Source organism: Rudaea sp. 3F27F6 (assembly GCF_005503555.1).
GTDB lineage: Bacteria > Pseudomonadota > Gammaproteobacteria > Xanthomonadales > Rhodanobacteraceae > Rudaea.
Map to the genome: position 1 here is coordinate 52,671 of NZ_SCNG01000008.1, position 18,670 is coordinate 71,340.

Here is an 18,670-nt window from a genome sequence, read left to right on the forward strand (position 1 = left end):
CTCAGAATTGTTGCGGCATTGATTGGTAGGCCGACTCCACTCGGGGTCTGTCGAATGAACTGTGTAACTGCATTTCATTAGAGCGCACCTAACGGGACAGGCGAACCTGGCGCTTGGGCACCAACTGCGGTTTGAACGTGCCGTCGCGATCGCGTGGCGTATCAGTCTGCAGATCGCCAATCGAACTCTGCACGATCTTTCGGCTCTTGCCGTTGCGCGGATTGACACCAGACTTCTGATGGCGCTCATGGCCGAATCGCCTTCGATAAAGCCATCTGTGTGCTCCTCGCGGCTTCGCCGTAGTTTCTCGGGGAGCAAATACGCAGTTCAAATTACAGACTCTCCACTCGGGGCCCACGCAAGTGGTTCCCGGCTTCAAACGCGTTGTGAATCTTTGCGATCGCGGAGATCAGCCGATCGTTCTGGCTCTCGAGGCCGATGGAAACTCGTAGATAGTCCGGCAACCCGAGCGGCCCGGCATCCTTGACCAGGATGTTTTCCTCCTGAAGTCGTTCTTGATAGGAACGACCATTTGTCTTGATCAGGAGGAAATTCGTTTCGGTGTTTCTGATACCGATGCCGATGGCTTCGAGCTCTCGAAACACCCGGTTCCTTTCCTTCACGTCGGCACAGGCGCGTTCCATGAAGAAAGCCTCGTTCTTGAGGGCGCTTTCGATGAGCGCCAACGATACGGTGCCCAATGCACAGTAGCCTCCCAACTTTCGCAGCCCGCCGATCTCGTGCTTGGGCCCCACCACGACTCCCAGCCTGAATCCGGCCAGTCCATAAGCCTTCGACAGGGAATGATAGGTGAGCTGATTCTTCTCCAACGGCGACAGGTTCTTCCGTTGTGAGTAGTGCCGGTAAGTGCGGTCAAGAAACAGGATTCCACATGCGTTGCGAATTTCTTCGAGATCGCGCTGAGACGCCGAAATGCCCGTCGGGTTGGATGGATTGGCGATCAGCACCACATCCGACTTGCAGAACTTCTTGATGTCGTTCCGATCGATGGTGAAATCGTCGGGACGCAATGTAATGGCCAAAGTGTTGTCCGCGAACAGCTTGAGCCGCTGCCAATACCCATCGAAGCCGGGCTTCATGTAAATGAAGCGCATGTGCCTGAAATGGCGCGCCATCCGATCGACGCAATCATCGACTCCGTTCGTGAAGAGAACGCACTCGGGTTCTACGCCGTAGAAGTTCGCCGCGAACGCCGTGACTTGTTGCTCGTACCCGATCGGATATCGGGAACTCGCGGCCAACGCGTCTTGAATGTCGTCGAGCAGAAATCGCGGCATCTCGTGCGGAGATTCATTCAGGTGATGCCGGGAAGCTGAATTCATGAACGTCATCATTTTTCTTCTCCAACACTTTGATCTTCGCGAGTCATTCGTAGCGCAACGATTCGATCGGATTCAGGCGCGCTGCTTTTCGCGCCGGTATCACGCCGAACGTCAGGCCGACGAGACTGCAGAAAATCATTCCGTAAAAAGCCCAGGCCAACGGTACGGTGGCCTTGAGCGAGGTGATCAACGCCAAAACATTTCCGAGACCGAAGCCGATCGCGATGCCAATCACGCCACCGATATTGCAGAGCACCGCCGCTTCGAGCAGAAACTGTCGCAGCACGTCTTTGCGCTTGGCGCCGAGCGCCATGCGGATGCCGATTTCCCGGGTCCGCTCGGTCACGGACACCAACATGATGTTCATGATCCCGACACCGGCGACCAGCAACGAGACGGTGCCGATGACGAACGCGCCGAGCTTGAGCCCGACGGTGATCTTCTTGAAATTCTCGATGGCGCTCTGATTGGTGAAGTAATAGAAATTGTCGTCGTCGTGCGGCTTCAAATGACGCAGGCGTCGCAGGGTCATTCGCGCTTCTTCGATTGCATCCAGCAGCACTTCCGGACTCCTGGCGTGCAACGTGACATTGACCGAGCGCGGCACACCTTGGGAGTCGTCGTTGCCGTAGACGCTGGTGAACGCCGATATCGGAATTAGCGCCATGGCCTCGAAGCGGCTGCTGAACGCCGACACCTTTTTCGTGAAGACGCCGATGACTTCGTACTTCTGCCCATCCAACAGAATTTTCTTTCCGATCGGATCGAGGTACGGGAAGAGTTCATTCGCGAGCGCGTGGCCCAGCACCACGACTTTTCGTCCCGCCATCAGGTCGACGCGGGAAAGATTGCGACCCGACTCGATCGCATGCGCGTTGACTTCGGGATATTCCGGCGTCCCGCCGCAGATGAACACGCTGGCCTCCGCGGAGCTTCCATTGTAGGAAGCGCTCCTGCCGTCCTCCCAGAGTTCGATGCCGACGGCGTCGATCAGCTTGGCGTTCTCACGAATGGCGCGGGCTTCGGATTGCGTGACGGCGGGCCAGTATTTGGAGGCAGCCAACTGCTCTTCGCTCGCGAAACCCTTTGGCAATCTTTGCAGCCGGAACGTTTGCGCTCCGAAAACCGTTATCTCCGACTCGATGGATCTCTGAATCGCGGCAACGGCAGTCATTACCGCGATAATCGAGGCAACGCCCAGGATGACGCCAACCAACGTCAGCGATGAGCGCAGCTTGTTGTCACGGATCGCATTCAGCGCCATGAACAAGGTCTCACTAATTTGCATTAGTCAGCTCCGCGAAGTTCATTCGTAACGCAACGCCTCGATTGGATTCAAATATGCGCCCTGTATAGCAGGCAGCAACCCAGAGCAGACGCCGACCAGAGTGGCGATGAACAAGGAACTGAGAAAAATTCCCGGCGACAAACTGACGGGCATGGTGGGTTCGTCGGCCAGTTGGGCAATTCCCCAGGAAAACCCTACGCCGATCAATCCACCGAACAAACAGATCAATGCCGACTCGAACAGGAACTGCAGCAATATGCTGCGCCGCTTCGCGCCGATGGATTTGCGGATGCCGATTTCCCTGGTGCGTTCCTTCACCGAGACGAACATGATGTTCATCACGCCGACTCCGCCAACGAACAGCGCGATGCCCGTGATGAGCGATCCCACCAGTACGACGACGCCGATCGTGTTGTTGTACGACGTGAGGAGCGAGTCCAACGTGCTGATGGAAAAGTCATCCGGCTGACCGGGACGCAGGCCTCGAATCCTGCGCATCGCATCGGTCACTTCGTACTGAAAATCGTCAATCGATTCGAGTGAGGGCGCCTTGACGGCGATGTCGACGTTCGCGCGACCGGACGGATTGCCGAACACTTTCTCGAACGTGGTGATCGGGATGTATATCTGACGGTCGAAGTCCGGACCGTCGAAGAAGCCGTTGGTCCGCTTGCCCATGACGCCGATGACACGGAAATTCCTTTCGCCAATCTGAAAGGTTTTGCCGAGGGGCTCGAGGTTTCCGAACAACCCTTCAGCCACGGTGGCGCCCAGCACCGTGACGTCGAACTTGTTCTGCTCGTCGAACGGCAGGAGAAAACGTCCGCGCTCCGGTATCAGATCGGAGAGCTGGCTCTCTTTGTCCGTCGTGCCGATGACCGTGATTCCGGTCATCTTGCTGGCGAAAAAACGGGCGGATTGATCGATGCTGATACTCGGCACCACGATGGCCCTGCCCTCGAGACGAGTCGCCAGAGCGCGGCTCTGATGCAGGTCAAGATTTCGCCGGGTCCGATATTGCGCGCCGGAACTCAGATCGACCCAGGGAGTTCTGGACACGTAAAGAACATCGGCGCCGCCAGAAGCGAACGACTGCCGGAATACGTTCTGCATGGTGTTGGCCGCGATCATCGTCGTGGTGACGGCCACGATGCCGATGATGACGCCCAACGCGGTCAACGCACCGCGCGACTTGTTGGCGATGACCGCGCTCCATGCAATCCTGGCGGCCTCGGCGATGTCGATTTGTACCTTCACGATAGTGTTCGCCTGCGGTCGCTTTCGATCAATCCGTCCTTCAGGCGCACCACGCGCTGAGCGTGCGCTGCGATGTCCTCTTCGTGGGTAACGACGACGATGGTGTTTCCCTGGCGGTGCAGGGTATCGAACAGCGCCATGATTTCTTCGCTGGTCGTGCTGTCCAGATTTCCGGTCGGCTCATCCGCCAAAATCAGTGACGGCTTGCACACGAGAGCGCGTGCAATCGCCACGCGTTGCCGCTGACCGCCGGATAGTTCGTTCGGCTTGTGCTTCATCCGGTCGCGAAGACCGACTGACTCGATCGCGCCTTCCGCGAGAACCCGTCGCTCCGCTTTGGACACTCCCTTGTAGATCAGCGGCAGTTCGACATTCTTGAAGACGGAAATTCGCGGCACGAGATTGAAGGTCTGGAATACGAAGCCGATCTTCCTGTTGCGGATTTCAGCCAGCGCATCGTCGTTCAACTTGCCCACCATCTGCCCGTCTAGCTGGTAGGTACCCGACGTCGGCACATCCAGGCAGCCGATCATGTTCATGAGCGTGGATTTTCCCGAGCCCGACGAACCCATGATGGCGACGTACTCGTTGTTGCTGACGCGCAGCGAAACACCGCGCAGCGCCTGAACGGTCTCATCGCCCAGTTGATATGACTTGGTCACGTTGTCGATCTGCAGCAGCGCCTGCTGCGCATCTACCATGTTGGCGTCCGTAGTCATCTGCGTGGTTTCAGGAGCCGGCCACTGGGCCTTTCTTGGCGACCTCGACGGTATCGCCGTCATTCAAGTCACGAGTGATCGCGCGGTAACTTCCCGAAACCACGTTCTCACCTTCTTTCAACCCGTCGAGAATCTCGATTCGATCCTCGTTCTGGATGCCGACCTTCACCTGACGAGCGACGGCCTTGCCGTTTTCCACGACATACACGAGCTGCACATAGCCATCCGTATCGACGATGGGCTTGCTACTCGAGGATTCGCTGTCGATCCGCCGCCATTTCGCCACCGGCCGCAAGGTCACCGATTGAATCGGCACGCTCAACGCGGACTGCCGCGTATCCGTCAGAATGTTGGCGTTGACCGTCATTCCCGGTCGCACCTGACCACCGCCCTCGGTAATCGCCACCTTCACGCGGAATTCCGTCTTCTGCAGTACTTCGCCTGGATCCGCCGTGCGCGCGCTGGACGCGACTTCCGCCACGCGACCCACGATCGCGGCTCCTGGAAGCGCGTCGACCGAGAGCGTGGCGGGCTGGCCAATCTTCACCTTCATGATGCTGTTCTCGTCGACGTTCACCGTGGCTTCCATCTGGCCCAGGTCGGCGACGATCATGATGACGTCTTCCTGGAACTGGGAACCGATCACGATCTCCCCCGCCTCTCGCTTCAACACACTGACGGTGCCGGACATAGGCGAAAAGATGCGCGTCAGGGCCTGGTCGTACCTGGCTTGCTCGAGCTCACCCTCCGCCTTTTTGATTTGCTCCACGGCAGACGAATAGCGGGCCGCTGCCACTTCGTAAGCGCTCGTAGCGGTATCCACTCTATCGCGGGATTCCAACTGCCGCGCGAACACAAGCTTGACGCGTTCGAGTTGACTCTCGGCGAGCTTCTTGTTAGCCAGAGCGAGCCTGGCTTCATCCTGGGCGGATTTCACTAACGCTTCCTGGCTCGCCAGACTGGCCGCTTGTCGCGTGCCGTCCAGTTCGACCAGCAGTTGCCCCTTCTTCACCTGATCGCCTTCCTTGACGTGCAAACGCGTGATCTTCGCGCTGATGTCGGCGCTGATCTTCACTTGAATGGATGACTGGATCTTTCCCGTCGCACGAACCCTCTGCTCGATGGTTGCCCGTTGAGCCAGCTCCACCTGAACCGGAAGTGCATCCTCTTTGTTGATGCTTTTCCTCAACACAAGCAGGCTCAGGCCGACGATCAGGACAACCGCAGCGATGACTAGCTTCTTCACGGTGAGCACATCGGTAATTGGGAGAAATTGTTCATGGCGAAGACTCTGATTTCGGTTGACATGGGATCAGTCGAGGATGTTGAGAGCGGGCGAGAGCCCAAGGGGTTGCGCGGCGCGTCCTATGAGTTCATGGCCGGGTCTCCACGCTATCGGCATCGATGGAACGCGCCATGCCCACCAGCACTTGCCGATCGCCGACGAACGAATCGCGGCCATGCGAATAGAGCATGTTGTCCAGCAGCAATAGATCGTTTCGCTGCCAGTCGAAGCGTATGGCGTGACGCTGGTAGATGTTCCGGATGAGCACCAGGTCCGAAGTCGCGATGGGCGCGCCGTCTCCGTAGTAGGTGTTGCGCGGCAAATCCGCTTCGTCCACCGTGGCGAGCAGATTCCTCTGCAGTTCTTCATCCAGGTTGGACACGTGGAACAAATCCGCCTGGTTGAACCAGACCTGCGCGCCGGTGACCGGATGGCGGATGCTGGCCTGATTGATTTGCCGGGTACGCAGCCGATTGCCGTCCAGCCACTCATGGCTGATCTGGTTGGCCTGACAGAACCGCTCGACCTCATGGCGCTCCTCGGTCTGAAAGACGTCGTTCCAGTGAACGTCGATATCGGAATAGTTGCGGACGTACATCACGCCATCCCGTTCGAAGCGATCGCGAATCGCATCCGGAATCTGCTGGTACACGAGTTCACTGTTGCAGATCGGCGTTGCGCCACCCTGCTCCGACGGTACGGTGCACAGGAAACCGAGGCGCATCGCCCAACGATTGCCGTAGGCATTTTCGTTGTGCTGGGGAATCTGCAGCGAAGGATGGTATTCCGTGGCCGTGTAGACGTTTCCTCGCAATTGCGTTCTGGGCGTCGACCGGTACACGTATTCCAGGAGCTCCGCGCCGAACAACGTTGCGAGCGCGACTCCGAATTGCTGGCTGCCGGCGAATTTCAGTCCGCGGATCAAGAGCGCGCCGTTGGCTTGCAGCAATCGCTCCACATGCTCGTGGTTTTCCGTCGCCCACTCGGCCACCCGGGCGGAACCCTGATCGACGTGGAGCAGCAAGCGTGTGCCCTGAATCGAATCCAGATCGTCAACGGACACGTCGGATAAGTCGGTGATCGTTTTAGTCATGGACTTCTTCCGCATGAACTTTTTCGGCAAATACCTTTATATGTGTCTTCTCAACCGGGTTGCCGAGCTGTCGCAATCGAGCCAGGAAGTCGGTGCGGAGCTCGCTCATCCGCTCCGCGCTGAAATGTCGGCGATCGAATTCGATGCTGCCGTCGATGCCGTCGCCATCGTCGCCGGAAATCGCCAATTTGACGGCGTAGGCGAATCGATCGGATGCGTAACGAACCTTGAGCTCGCCTATCTCGTGCTCGCCCGACTTGCCGGATCCGGTCTTCGCGTTGTGGAAATTCACGTAGTTGAATGCCGCGTAGGTCATCGACTCGACATCGATGAGCTTGCGCACGCGGTCGGCGGGAAACAGGGAATGCGCGTCCATGGTTAGCAGTTTTCGCGCGGTCGCGGCGATTGCTTCGGCGTCGCTCTGATGCGCCGACAACCGAGTGCAGATGGGCAGCAGACTCCAGAACAAGCCGATCGCTCCCAGCGGATCGCTGAGGCGTGGAGAACGACCGCTGCACACGACGTCCACGGTAACCGTGTCGACCGTCAACAGATTCCCGAGCGCCCGTTGGTAGGCCAGCAGCAACAGAGTTTTCAACGTCACGCCCTGCTGTTCTGCGTGGTGCTTGAGCCCGCTGACCAGTGCGGCGTCGACGTGCAGACCCAGCGTGTTGCTCGCGCTCGCATCCGTCGCGATCGAATCCAGCGCGGGCATTGGCTGGTAGTCCGTTATGAGTTCACGCCAGGCCTGTTGGTGATCCGCGAAGGTTTGCGCTTCCCGTTCCAACGCGACGTGTTCCTTGAACACGTTCCCAGACGCGGGTGTGCGCAGCGTCGCTCGTTCCTGATCCGACTCCTGGTACAGCGCCATCAGCTCGTTGCGCAGTTCCACCAGCGCCCAACCGTCGATGATCGCGTGGTGCGTGGAGATGAACAGGCCATGGTTCCGCTTGCCATAGACGAGCAACGTGAACCGGATGCCCGTCTCGCCCAGCACGAACGGCCGGTCCTGCGCGATCAGGTTCGCGACCGCCTTCTCTTGCGCCGCGGAGTTCAGCTCCGACAGATCGACCACCGCAAGGTGGAAGTCGACGCCCTTCAGCACCACCTGAATATGCTCGCCGCTTTCCATGCGATGGAATCGGGTGCGCAGTACGGGATGCTTGTAGAGCAGATGGCGCAATGCGGCTTCCAGGTGCGCTGGTTCCAGCACGATGCCGTCGATGTCGTAGATGACACGCGGCTGATAGACCGCCTGTTCCAGACCGTGCGTACCGTGTTGTTCCAACATGCGCTGCTGCATGGCCGTAACGGGGTAGCAATCTTCCACGGTCTCATCCATGAAAGGCGATGCATCGAATGCACCCGTCAACAAGTGCAGAGGCACCGGCTCGACGAGCACACGCGATCCGCGTTGAATTGCGGCCAGCTCGGCAATGGTCTGATGGAAAAAGATATCTTTCACATCGAGCACGATACCCACGGCTTGCGCCCGCTTCACGATCTGCACGACCCGGATCGAATCACCACCCACGGCGAAGAAGTTGTCTCGAATGCCAATTTTTTCGACCCCCAGCACGTCTTGCCAGACTGCGCAGAGCTGCGTCTCCATCGGCGTCATCGGCGCGACGTACTCCGCGCGTGCCACACGCGTTTCCGCCATCGAAAGCAACGCGCGCCGATCGATCTTGCCGTTCTCGGTCAGCGGAATACGCTCGAGCACGACGAAGATCGAAGGCACCATGTACGGCGGCAAGACCGAGAGCAGATGTTTGCGCAATGAGTTGGGCAAATGCTCGTCGTCCCGATTCGGCAAGACGTAGGCGACCAATCGCTGTTCGCCACCGCGATCACCAACAAGCAGCACCACGCACTCCTTCACGTGACTGCTGTTGAGCAGCTCATGCTCGATTTCGCCCAGCTCGATGCGGAAACCCCGCAACTTGGCCTGATGATCGATGCGGCCGAGGTATTCCAGTTCACCGGCGGTGGTCCAGCGCACCAGGTCGCCGGTGCGATAGAGGCGCTGCCCCGCTCCGCCGAAGGGGCTGTCGATGAAGCGCTCGCGGTTGAGTTCCGGACGATTCAAGTAGCCTCGCGACACTCCGCCACCGCCCACGAACAGTTCGCCGGGCACGCCGATGGGTTGCAACGACATCGCCTCGTTGCACACATGGCAGAGCAGGTCGCGCAACGGCACACCGATGACGCTCGAAGGTTTGCCCACGTCAGTAGTCCGAATCCGTCGATAGGTGACGTGCACTGTCGTTTCGGTGATGCCGTACATGTTGATGAGCTGTGGCTGCTCATCTCCGTAACGCGTGAGCCACGGCCGCAGTCGCGGCGGATCCAGCGCTTCCCCGCCGAAGACGACATAGCGCAGGTGATCCAGTTCGCCCGCCTGCTGAGCCTCCTTGATGAGCAGATAGAAAGCCGAAGGCGTCTGATTTAGCACCGTCACCCGTTGTTCTTTCAGCAGCCGATGGAAATCGGGCGCGGAACGGGAGATTGCATAGGGCACGACGACGAGACGCCCGCCGTACAACAGCGCGCCCCAGATTTCCCAGACGGAGAAATCGAATGCATAGGAATGGAACAGGGTCCAGCAATCGTTGTGATCGAAGCTGAAATGCTCGGCACTGCTGTCGAACAGGCGTACGACGTGGCCGTGCTCGACCACGACGCCCTTGGGCTTGCCGGTGGAACCGGAGGTGTAGATCACGTACGCCGCATGCGCGCTCGTGACCGCGGTATCCTGGAGGTCCATCGCCGAACACCGGGCAATGCCTTCTGCGTGCCCGGACGCGTCCAAGTGCAGTACTTGCGCAGTGGTGGACGGCAACCGGGACTGGAGATCCTGGTGCGTGATGATCCAGGTGACGCCGGAGTCATCGAGCATGTGCCGTGTGCGGGCAGCAGGATTGTACGTATCCATCGGCACATACGCGGCGCCGGCCTTGAGGACCGCGAGGATGCTGACGACCATGTCCACCGAGCGCTCGACGAAGAGACCGACGAAGTCGCCCGTCCGCACACCGGACGTCCGCAAGTAGTTTGCCAGCCGGTTTGCGCGTTCGTTCAGTTCGCGATAACTCAGCCGAATGCCTTCGTGAATCAGCGCGACGTTGTCTGGCCAGCGCGCCACTTGCTGCTGGAAGAGCCGATGCAGGCAAACTACCGGCGCCGCCCCGGTCACCGCCCGCGCCGCTTGCGCGGCGAAGAAACGCTGGTCGCTTTCCGTCACCACGGACAGCTGGCCAAGCGGTTTTTCCGGGGCCGCGACCACCGCCTCGAGCAGGAGCACATAGTGCTGCGCCAGGCTGGCAACCGTTTCGGCGTCGAAGATATCGGTGCTGTAACTCCACTCGACTTCATGGCCGTCGACGCCCGGCCCAACCTGCACCGACAACTCGAACTTCGCCAGCGATTGCTCGCGCGCGACTCCCGAGACCTGAACTCCAGGCAAGGACAGATCGGTCTGCATCTGGTTTTGCAGCGAGAACAGGATCTGGAACAGCGGCGAGTGATTGAAGTTGCGCTCCGGACAGAAACGATCGACCAGCATCTCGAACGGCACATCCTGGTGTTCGAAAGCCTCCAGCACCGTGACCCGGGACGCCTCCAGGAATTCGGCGAACGACTGTTCCGTGTTTAACCGGCTGCGCAACACCAGGTTGTTGACGAAGAAACCGATCAGCGGAGCCAGCTCCTTGCGAGTGCGACCCGCGATGGGCGTGCCGACCACGATGTCGTTCTCGCGACTCCAGCGTCCCAGCAGCACGGCGAACGCGGCGTGCAGCACCATGAAGAGAGTGGCGGCCTGTGTCTGGCCCAATTCATTCAGTTGTTGCACCAGCGCCGAATCGAGCGGCACCGTGAGCGCCTTGCCGACGAAGCTCGGCTGCAGCGCACGCGGCCGATCCAGGATCAGGCCATGCACGGGCGGAATGCCGGCGAGCTGCTTTTGCCAGTAGTTCAACTGTTCTTCGAGGTAGTCGCCTCGAATGTGCGAACGCTGCCAAGCGGCGAAGTCGGCGTACTGGATTGCGAGTGGCGGAAGCGGACTCGATTGACCCTGGACGAACGCCGCGTACAACTGGACGAGCTCTTCCATGAGCACGCTCATGGACCAGCCGTCGGAAGCGATGTGATGCATGTTGAACAGCAGCACATGAGTCTTGGCGTTCAGGGCGATGAGGCTGACGCGCACCATCAGGTCCTGGTCGAGGCGGAAAGGCGTGAGGGCATCCATCTCGGCAAGACGCAGAACTTCCGCCTCTCGTTCTTCTTCCGGCAGTCCAGACAGATCGAAGCGCGCCAGCGGCAGCATGTCGACCGGCAAGATCCGTTGGCTCGCTTCCCCGGTCGCCGAGGTGGCGTAGATCGTGCGCAACACTTCATGTCGTCGCACGATCTCGCTGAAAGCCGCGTGCAAGGCGTCGACCTGCAGCTCGCCCTCCAATCTCAGCGCGATCGGCATGTTGTATTGCGCGCTGCTCTGCGTCAGCTGATCGATGAACCACAGTCGCTGCTGCGCAAAGGACAACGCCAAAGGCTGGCCATCGCGAACCACGGTGCTCACGACGGGAAGCGCCGCCAATCTTTCTTTCGTCGCGATCAGACCGGCCTGTGCGGCCAGTCCGGAATATTCGAACAACTCGCGTACCGACAAGTCGATGGAAAAACGTTCCTGGATCGCAAATGCCAGGCGCACGGCACTCAGGGAGCTGCCACCCAACGCGAAGAAATTGTCACGACGGCCGACGCACGGGACGCTCAATAGTCCGATCCAGAGTGTCGACAGTGCGGTTTCGATGTCGCCCTGCGGCGCTTCGTGGACGGGCGCCACGCGGCCGCTGGCCCCGAGTGCCGGCAACGCAGGGTCATGCGCGCCGTGAGCAGGATCCAGCGCGAGCCGCTGTGCGCGTGTGCCGACCGCCGACACCGGCAAGCGCTGAATCGGGCACTCCGGCTCCGCGACCAGTGCGGCCAACAGCTGCGCAAACGCGTCCGCCATATGGGCGATGGTCTGCGCGCCGAACAGTTCCGTGCAGTACTCCCAACTGGCCCTGAGGCCATCCGGACCGTCCTGCAACGCCAGCGTCAGGTCGAACTTCGCGCTGTGTTGTTCCGCCTCGAGCACCTGCATGCTCAAACCAGGCAGTTCCAGTTTCGACTGATCCTGGTCGCTTTGCAGCGTGAACATGATCTGGAACAGCGGGCTGTGGCTGAAGCTGCGTTCCGGCTGCAGTTTTTCCACCAGCATTTCGAATGGAATGTGCTGGTGTTCGAAAGCCGCCAGCGCCATGAGCTTATTTCGTTGCAGCAGCGTGGCGAAAGAAGGATCGCCGGACAGATCGCTGCGCAGCACCAGCGTATTGACGAAAAAGCCGATCGACGACGCGAACTCGGGTTGTGCCCGATTTGCGATGGCCGTTCCCATGACGATGTCGGTCTCGCCGCTGTACCGCGCGAGCAGCGTCGCGAAGGCCGTCTGCAGGGTCATGAACAGCGTCGTGCCCTGAGCGACGCTCAATGCGTGCAGTCGCTCATTCAGAGATTTGTCGAACTGCTGATCGTGCATCGCCCCGGCAAAACGTTGCACGGCCGGCCGCGGCAAGTCGGTGGGTACCCGATGCACTTGCGGCAGAGCCGCCAACTGCCGCAGCCAGTAGTTCAACTGCCGGTCCAGCACTTTTCCTTGCAGCCAGCCCCGTTGCCACTGAGCAAAGTCTGCGTATTGCACCGGCGGGGATGGCAGCGCCATCGGCTGTCCATCCTTGAATGCTCGATACAGCGTCACGAACTCGTTGATAAGTACATTCTGGGACCAGCCGTCGGAAGCGATGTGATGCATCGTGAGTAGCAACACGTGTTCTTCGGAGCCCAAAACGAGCACCGCAAGCCGGAGCATGGCGTCCTGCCGCAAATCGAACGGCTTGTTGGCTTCCGCTTCTGCCAGCTCGCGCACTCGCCGGGCTCGTGACGCGCTCGCGATGTCGCGCAGATCCGTGGTCGAGAACGGAATGGACCCCGGCTCACGGATGCGCTGGCAGGGCTCGCCGGACTCCGAAATGGCGTAAACCGTTCGCAACACTTCATGTCGGGCGACAATCGCATCCAGCGCTTTCTTCAGCGCTTCGACATCCAACTGGCCCGTCAACTGCAATGCCAGCGGCATGTTGTATTGCGTGCCGCTCGGCACGAGCTGGTCGATGAGCCACAAACGCTGCTGTGCGAATGACAACGCCAGCGGCCGGCCATCGCGCGCCGCTTTTTCAATCCGCGGTAGTTCGACTCGCCGATCTTTTGTGGCGATGAGTTCCGCCTGCGCGGCGAGCTCCGCGTGCTCGAACAACTCGCGGAATGTCAGCTCGATGCCGAAGTGTTCCCGGATCGCGAACTCCAGGCGCACGGCGCTCAGGGAGCTGCCGCCCAGCGCGAAGAAATGGTGGCGACGGCCGACAACAGGAACACTCAACACGTCTTGCCAGAGTGCCGCCAGCCGCATCTCGAACTCGCCCCTCGGAGCTTCGTATGCGGGGCCTTCCGCTTCAATTTCCTTCTCGACCTGCGCGTCGATCTTTCCGAGGTACTCGAGCTTGCCGCCGGGCAGCCAGCGTGCCCGATCGCCGGATCGGAGCAGCGACACCCCGGGATCATCCGAAAACGGATGCCGTACGAGACGCTGCGCCAGTTCCGGGGAGTTCGAACCGCGTTGCGTGAGCCCGGTGCCCGCGATGTACAACTCTCCCGGAACGCCGATGGGCAGCAATTGCCGGTCTCGATCCAGCACGTAGAGTCGGGTATCCGCGATTGTCCTCGCCTCTGCCTCTGACCCTGACAACTCGTGGATGAATGCGTCTTCTGGATGCTCTGCCGGAGCGCCAGCGAATTCTTCCAGCAACCGGTGCCGTGTCCGCGCGGAGACGAGTGGCAACGAATGGATCGGCCTGTTCGGCTCCGCCACGATGCCGGCCAGCAACTCGACGAAGGCCTCGGCCAGGCTCGCGATGGTCGTCGCGTGAAACAGCTCGGTGCAGTACTCCCAATTCATCCGCACGCCGTCATCGGTTTCGCGCAGCGCCAGCGTCAGATCGAACTTGGCCGTGTGCTGTTCCTGCTCCAGGGCCTGCATGCTCAAGCCGGGCAACGTCGGCGCGCCCTGCTCGCCCGTCTGCAGCGTGAACATGATCTGGAACAAAGGGCTCTGATGGAAACTGCGCTCGGGCTGCAGCTTGTCGACCAGCATCTCGAACGGGATGTGTTGGTGTTCGTAGGCCTCTAGCGCCGTTTTCCTGGTCCGCTGCAGGAGATCGCTGAACGACGGGTTGCCCGACAGATCGCTGCGCAACACCAACGTGTTCACGAAGAATCCGATGAGGGGCGATAACTCCGCCTGCGTGCGGTTTGCGATGGGCGTGCCCATCACGATGTCGGTCTCACCACTGCAGCGCGCCAGAAGTGCGGCGAATGCCGCCTGCAGCGTCATGAACAGCGTCGTGCCTCTTTCCAGGCTCAGTTTCCGCAGACGCTGGCCCAGGGTCTGGTCCAGGCGCTGCGAATGCAGCGCGCCCGCGAAGCGTTGCACCGCCGAGCGGGGGAAATCAAGGTGCAGGCCGTGCACGGCTGGCAGACCATTCAGTTGAGTCAGCCAGTAGTCCAGTTGCTGCGTCAGCACTTCACCTTGCAGCCACCGGCGTTGCCAGTGGGCGAAGTCCGCATACTGGATCGGCAAAGCCGGCAGAGGTTGATCGGCACATCTCGAAAACGCGTCGTACAGCGTGGCGAATTCCGTCGTCAACACGCCTGTCGACCAGCCATCCGAGGCGACGTGGTGCATGTTGAACAGCAGCACGTGTTCCTGCTCGGACAATGCCAGCAGGCTCGCTCTCAACATCAGGTCGTTGCCGAGATCGAATGGCCGCGTGGCATCGGCTGCCGCCAGCGCGTGCACGCGTTCTTCTCGCGCAGCCACGTCGAGGTGCATTAGATCGATCACCGTCACCGGTATCGAAGAGGCAGCCTGCACGACGACGAAGACCTCGCCATCGTCACGAGTGCGAAAGACGCTGCGCAAGACTTCATGCCGCGCGACGATCGTATCCAGCGCACGCTGCAATGCTTCCCGATTCAGGAGACCGCGCAGCCGGAAGGCGAACGGCATGTTGTACTGACTACTGCCCGCCAGCCTGTCTATGAGCCACAGGCGCTGCTGCGCGAACGACAAGGGCAGCACCGACTCCCGCGACACGCGCGGAATCCGCACGATCGAGCCCCTGGTTGCCGAGTCGATCAAGCCCGCCAGTGCTCGAATCGTCGGATGAGAAAAGACGTCGGCAATCTTCAGACTCACCGCGAACTCTTGATTGACTGTGCCGATCAGGCGCGTGACCAGGAGGGAATTTCCGCCCAGTTCGAAGAACGATGCCGTTACGGCGTCACACGGGACCTCGAGTAAATCGCTCCACAGTGCGGCCAGGCGACGCTCGGTCGCGCTCTCTGGCGGCACCTTCACCTGCACCGAGCCAACCCCGGGTTCCGGCAAGCGGCGCCTGTCCACTTTTCCGTTGGCGGACAGCGGCAGCTCCTCCAGCAGGACGATGCTGGAAGGCACCATGTAGTCAGGCAGCTCTTGACGGAGCGCGTCTCGCAACTGCGCCGCCAACTGCTCGTGATCGGATTCCGCGGTGGGCACGACATACGCCGCGAGGCGCTTTCCACCATCGCTGTCTTCATGTGCAACCAGGACGGCCTGAGCTACCCGGGAATCGCTGCGCAGGTGGTGCTCGATTTCCTGCAGTTCGACGCGGAATCCACGGATCTTCACCTGGTCGTCGCACCGCCCCAGGAACTCGAGCGTGCCCTCGGGCAACCAGCGCACCAGGTCGCCGCTCCGGTAGAGACGGTCGGCATGCCCGTCGCCGAACGGGTTGCTGATGAATTTTTCGGCAGTGAGATCGGACCGATTCAGGTAGCCCTTCGCCAGCCTCTGCCCGCCGATGTGCAGCTCGCCGCTGACACCCACGGGCACCAGCTCCCGCGCCGGGTTGAGCACGTACAACACGGTGTTGTCCATCGGACTGCCGATGGGAATGGTTCTCCCCGGACGGTCGAGTTGCGCCGTGACGTCGAATATCGCGCAACCGACGGTCGCCTCGGTGGGTCCGTAGTGATTGAAGATCTGGCTGCGCGGAAAGCGCGATTGCAGTTCACGCGCGAGTTCCGGCGGGAAGCTGGCGCCGCCGATGACGAATACGTGAGCCGAGGCCATGCTGGTGGTGGGCGGTAGCAAATTCAGCAACGCCTGCGCATGCAGCGGCGTCATGCGCAGCAGGTAGCTCTCCTGCGCGGAAGCCAGGCGCGTCGCCAACGCATCCAGTTCTCCTTGCGGCGGCATAAACTCGACACAACCTCCCGCGAGCAGAGGCAGAAACAGACTGGGCACGGTGATGTCGAACGCGTGCGAAGTCACCACCAGCGAACCGGCGAGTCCACGTGTGTAGTAACAACCGAGGGCGTAACCGCAGTACTCAGCCAGGCTGGAGTGCGCGATCTCGACACCCTTGGGCACGCCCGTCGAGCCCGAGGTGTAGATGATGTAGGCGCTGTCGTCAGGACTAACTTCCGTGCCGTGCGCACCGGGATTGCAGTCCGGATATTCCGCGAACCATGTCTCGGCCAGAACATCGTCCAGCTCGAGCACGTCGATTCCGGACACGGGTACCTTGGCACGTAGCGCGGACTGCGCCACCACGAGCTCGATGCCCGCGTCTTCAATCATGACCGCCAGCCGTTTCGGGGTGCTGTTCGGATCGAACGGAACATAGGCGGCGCGGCATTTCCAAATTGCCAGCAGCGCCACCATCAGCTCTGGCGAGCGTGTGGCGTGCACTCCGACCACGACGCCCGGCTCGACGCCCGCCTCGACGAGGCAATGCGCCAGGCGGTTGGCTTTTCGATTGAGCTCGGCATGACTCAGCACCGCGTCTCCGCACCGTACGGCGGCAGCGTTCGGCGTCCGTGTTGCCTGGTCTTCGAAGCGCCTCGGCACGATGCAGTCGTGCGAATCGCCTGCGATTTTTCCATTCCACTCGACCGCGAGCTGGTCTCGCTCCGCGCTGCCGAGCATTGGAAGATTCAGGATCGGCGTGTCCGGTGCCGCGACCATGCTTCGCAACAGCGTGCCCAGATGCCTGGACATGCGTTCGATCGTGGCGGGCGTGAACAGCGCGGAACAATAGGTCCAGGTTGCCTGTAATCCGTCCGGAAACTCTTCCATGCCCAGGTGAATGTCGTACTTGGCCGCGACATACCCGGTGTCGACCTGGGAGAGGGTCAACTTAGGCAAGCGCAGTTCGCTCTGCTCGTTGTTCTGGAGCACGAACATGATCTGGTACAACGCTCCATGTCGGGCGCTGCGCTCGGGACGCAGCCGATCGACCAGTAGTTCGAAGGGAATGTGCTGGTGATCGTACGCCTGAAGCGCCATTTGCTTGTTCTTCTGCAACAGCGCGCTGAAGCACGGGTTGCCGGACAAGTCGCTGCGCAGAATCAGCGTGTTCACGAAGAAGCCGATCAACGGTGACAGCTCGGCCTGGGTGCGATTGGCGATGGGCATTCCCATCACGATGTCGGTTTCGTTGCTGTAGCGGGACAGCAGCACCGCGAACGCCGTCTGCAATGTCATGAACAGCGTCGTGCCTTGCGCCAGGCTCAGTGCCTTGAGCTGATCGCTCAAGGTCCGGTCGAGGACATGCACGTGGCTGCTTCCTTCGAAGCTCTGCGCGGCCGGTCGTGGGAAATCCAGCGGCAGACTGTGCGCCTGGGGTAAGTCCGCGAGTTGGTGCTCCCAGAAATCGAGGTGCTGCTCGAGTACGTCGCCCTGCAGCCAGTTTCGTTGCCACCAGGCGAAATCGCCGTACTGCACTGGCAGCGGCTGCAACGGATCCGTCACGCCGTTCGAATACGCGTCGTACGAGGTCACGAATTCTTGCGTCAGCACGCCCATCGACCAGCCGTCCGAAGCGATGTGATGCATCGTGAACAACAGGACGTGCTCGTGCCCGGCCAGTACCACCAGGCTCGCGCGCAGCATCAGGTCGCGTCGCAAATCGAACGGCTTCTTCGCCTCGGCAAGCGCCAATGAGCGCACGTGCTCCTCACGCTCCGCGGCGTCCAGGTGCGAAAGATCGACGACGGCGATGGTCACCGGCATCGCATCCATCGTTCGAACGCCCGCCTCGCCATCGTCCAGCGTGTAGTACACGCTGCGCAGGATTTCGTGACGCGCGACGATTTGATCCAGCGCCCGTTGCAACGCATCCCGATTAAGCTGTCCCGTCAGGCGCAAGGCATACGGCATGTTGTACTGGGTACTCACGCCGCCATCCAGCTGATCGATGAACCACAGTCGCTGCTGCGCGAATGACAGCACCGGCGCGACATCGGCGGGGCGAGCGCGCAGCTGCGAAACCTTCGCTTTCTTTCGCGCCTCGACGAAGTCGATGATGTCTTGTTTGTTGGACTTGATGAGCGACTTGACGTCTTCGCTCAGCGCTTGCCAGTTGCCTTCGATGAGCAATTTGTCTTGCGACACGCCGAGCTTGACCCCTTGCCTGATGAGGGATCGCAGCAGATCTTTTATTTCCGCCGTGCTTTGCACCATGTCTCTTCCTTTTCAGG

Annotated in this window: 7 protein-coding genes and 1 pseudogene; all 8 read right to left on the minus strand. The window is 60.5% G+C overall.

From position 1 onward, the window contains the following. Positions 1-94: 94 nt before the first annotated feature. Positions 95-253 (minus strand): annotated as a pseudogene (locus FFS30_RS22600) (transposase); the annotation flags it as partial. A gap of 79 nt (positions 254-332) precedes the next feature. Beyond that, positions 333-1,343, minus strand: coding sequence for an aminotransferase class I/II-fold pyridoxal phosphate-dependent enzyme (locus tag FFS30_RS22605; protein WP_171014805.1), 1,011 nt, complete (start codon positions 1,341-1,343; stop codon positions 333-335). Between the two features lie 43 nt (positions 1,344-1,386). Then, positions 1,387-2,631 carry an ABC transporter permease gene (locus FFS30_RS22610; RefSeq protein ID WP_137915472.1) on the minus strand — a complete coding sequence of 415 codons (1,245 nt, stop codon included), beginning with the start codon at positions 2,629-2,631 and terminating at the stop codon, positions 1,387-1,389. 18 nt (positions 2,632-2,649) lie between these two features. Beyond that, a complete protein-coding gene (locus FFS30_RS22615; protein WP_137915473.1) occupies positions 2,650-3,888 on the minus strand; it encodes an ABC transporter permease in 1,239 nt (412 codons plus the stop codon). Further along, entirely contained in the window at positions 3,885-4,607 is a 723-nt protein-coding gene (locus FFS30_RS22620; RefSeq protein WP_283235245.1) for an ABC transporter ATP-binding protein, read from the minus strand. The genes FFS30_RS22615 and FFS30_RS22620 overlap by 4 nt, the downstream gene beginning before the upstream one ends. Before the next feature lie 10 nt (positions 4,608-4,617). Then, complete coding sequence (locus tag FFS30_RS22625; protein WP_171014807.1) at positions 4,618-5,853, minus strand: efflux RND transporter periplasmic adaptor subunit; 1,236 nt, start codon at positions 5,851-5,853, stop codon at positions 4,618-4,620. Positions 5,854-5,980: 127 nt separating this feature from the next. Beyond that, positions 5,981-6,985 (minus strand): TauD/TfdA family dioxygenase, encoded by a 1,005-nt coding sequence (locus FFS30_RS22630; RefSeq protein ID WP_137915475.1) that lies wholly within the window; start codon positions 6,983-6,985, stop codon positions 5,981-5,983. Continuing rightward, the gene (locus tag FFS30_RS22635) at positions 6,978-18,653 is read right to left on the minus strand and encodes a non-ribosomal peptide synthetase (protein WP_137915476.1); all 11,676 of its coding nucleotides are present in this window, start codon (positions 18,651-18,653) and stop codon (positions 6,978-6,980) included. The genes FFS30_RS22630 and FFS30_RS22635 overlap by 8 nt, the downstream gene beginning before the upstream one ends. Between the last annotated feature and the right edge of the window lie 17 nt (positions 18,654-18,670).

Bases quoted from the DNA above. Each gene is read 5' to 3' on its own strand.
- FFS30_RS22620 (WP_283235245.1), bottom strand. From the start codon at position 4,607: ATGACTACGGACGCCAACATGGTAGATGCGCAGCAGGCGCTGCTGCAG.
- FFS30_RS22630 (WP_137915475.1), bottom strand. From the start codon at position 6,985: ATGACTAAAACGATCACCGACTTATCCGACGTGTCCGTTGACGATCTG.
- FFS30_RS22635 (WP_137915476.1), bottom strand. From the start codon at position 18,653: ATGGTGCAAAGCACGGCGGAAATAAAAGATCTGCTGCGATCCCTCATC.
- FFS30_RS22610 (WP_137915472.1), bottom strand. From the start codon at position 2,631: ATGCAAATTAGTGAGACCTTGTTCATGGCGCTGAATGCGATCCGTGAC.
- FFS30_RS22605 (WP_171014805.1), bottom strand. From the start codon at position 1,343: ATGAATTCAGCTTCCCGGCATCACCTGAATGAATCTCCGCACGAGATG.